Below are 2173 nucleotides of genomic sequence, written 5' to 3' on the forward strand. Positions count from 1 at the left end.
GGCTGCGTTCGAGGACGAAGTCCTCGCCAATCCTGTGTACGTGGTTTGCTTGAAGGAACGCGTTGTCGGATTTTACGACCGCTGCGCCCGAGCGCGGCCCGCCTCTAACGCAGCCTCGCGGGCTCGGCAGCTGCTACGGAGGTAGTCGATGGTCATGAGGTAGTCCACGGTCATGGCGCGGAAAACAAAATCGGTTTCAGTCTAAAAAGGCATTGCGCTGGGTGGGGCTATTTCGCGCATCATGAGCGCAGTCAGCTCAAGGAGAGTTTCATGCGCGTCCTGTCATCCGTTATGCGTCTTGCCACGTTGTCGCTGGGGCTGGTGTTCGCCGCCAGTGCCGTGGCCACCGAAGAGTCGCAGCTGGTCGAGTCGATCAACACCTACCGCAGCCAGGTGCAGCGCTGCGCCAGCCTGGTGTCTCAGGAGTTGCCACCGCTAGCAGCCGATCCGCGCCTGATCCTGCCCGGCAGCAATATCGGCGACCTGCAGCAGGCGCTGGCGCGTACGGCTTATCCGATGGTCAGCGTACAGGCGATCACCTTGTCCGGCCCGCGAGATGCGCAGTCGGCCATGAAGGCAGTACGGGAGAGCTTCTGCCAGGTCGTGCTGGACCCGCAGTTCGTCGATATCGGCGTGAGCCATGAAGGAACTCTGTGGCGCATTGTGCTCGCGCGCCCACTGTTGGCCGGCCGCCTGGGCGACTGGCAGGCCGAGGGACAGAAGCTGCTCGAGATGATCAACAGCGCCCGCAAGCAAACGCGTCAGTGCGGCGCTCAGTCCTTTACCGCCACCCAACCGCTGGCCTGGAACGCCACGCTGGCGACAGCCGCCCAGGCGCACACCCAGTCCATGGCCAATCACAACTTCTTCGACCACAAGGACCGTGATGGCCGCACACCGGGGGATCGGGCTGAACTGGCAGGCTACGCCGGCCAACAGATCGGCGAGAACATCGCCGCCGGGCAAGACACCGTGCGCAAGGTGGTCGATGGCTGGCTKTCCAGCCCCGGTCACTGCGCCAACCTGATGAACCCGCAATTCCGCGAGCTGGGCGCGGCGTATGCGGTAGATCCGAAGAGTGATGCGGGCATTTACTGGACGGCGATGTTCGGTACGCCGTAAGTACTTTGGCGATCCGGCGATCGACCTATACTGTGTGGATTACCACACTCGATGCGCCACGCATTCGTGTTCGATGGGCTGCGTGACGTGTCGAGTGGTCCGTTCACGCAGGCGCAGGCCTGCCTTCGTATGAAGGAGAACATCATGTCGCGTAAATACATCGATTGCCGTGAATTTCCAAGCGGAATCAAGTGCTCTGTCGCACTGTCCGCCGATTCCGAAAAAGAATTGCTGGAGGCCGCCGCGCAGCATGCGGTGAGTGTTCACAAGCACGTCGATTCGCCAGAGTTGCGCGCACAACTGAAGACCATGTTTCACGATGGCACGCCGCCGCTGGAAGCCCGACGCGCTTGAGACAAAAGACCTGGTGGGGGATTCGGAGTCGTCTGTGGGGCTCATATCGATGAGCCCCACAGTTTTAACGCGTCTATCGAAGCCAGTCGCCCGCCTCGCTCAACCCACTCAACTCCCGGTTTTGACCTTGCTCCAGACCCGGGTGCGCACGCGCTCCATCTTCAGCGGCAATGGCTCAAGCGGGAACAAGGTCGCCATGGTTTCCTTGGAGGGGTACACCCCGGAGTTGTCGCGCACTTTCTGCTCGACCAGTGTGGTGGCGTCCTTGTTGGCATTGGGGTAGCCCAGGTAGTTGGAGGTTTCTGCAATGACCTCAGGGCGCAGCATGTAGTTGATGAAGCTCAGGCCTTGTTGCGGGTGTGGCGCGTCGTTGAGCAGCACCATGTTTTCCACCMAGACCGGCGCGCCCTCACGCGGGATGCTGTAGACCAGAGTGCGCACGTTACCGGCCTTCGCCGATGCCAATTGGGCGTCGTACACGCCTCCCGACCAGCCGAGCACCACGCAGACATTGCCGTTGGCCAGGTCGGAAATGAATTTGGAGGAGTCGAAGTAACGGATATACGGACGGACCTTCAGCAACAGCGCTTCAGCCTTGCGGTAATCTTCCGGGTTCTGGCTGTTGTAGGGCAGCCCAAGGTAGTGCAGCGCAATCGGAATGATTTCGTTGGGCGCATCCAGCATCGCCACACCACAC

General features: G+C 61.1%; 3 protein-coding genes. 2 read left to right on the plus strand and 1 reads right to left on the minus strand.

What is annotated here, in order from left to right:
• Positions 1-270 precede the first annotated feature (270 nt).
• Both AC1DH9_RS27835 and AC1DH9_RS27840 read left to right on the plus strand, forming a co-directional pair.
• Positions 271-1122, plus strand: a complete 852-nt coding sequence (locus AC1DH9_RS27835) for a CAP domain-containing protein (protein ID WP_427545019.1) — start codon at positions 271-273, stop codon at positions 1120-1122.
• 144 nt (positions 1123-1266) lie between these two features.
• A complete protein-coding gene (locus AC1DH9_RS27840; protein ID WP_024264661.1) occupies positions 1267-1476 on the plus strand; it encodes a DUF1059 domain-containing protein in 210 nt (69 codons plus the stop codon).
• 108 nt (positions 1477-1584) lie between these two features.
• On the opposite strand, the gene AC1DH9_RS27845 is transcribed toward AC1DH9_RS27840, so the two are convergent.
• On the minus strand, positions 1585-2173 hold a 589-nt coding region (locus tag AC1DH9_RS27845), incomplete at its 5' end, for an extracellular solute-binding protein (protein ID WP_477809206.1).

This window comes from Pseudomonas sp. 05T35, assembly GCF_056396605.1.

What these genes read in the sequence shown, in the direction of transcription:
- AC1DH9_RS27840 (WP_024264661.1), top strand. Translation starts at nt 1,267, where the DNA reads ATGTCGCGTAAATACATCGATTGCCGTGAATTTCCAAGCGGAATCAAG.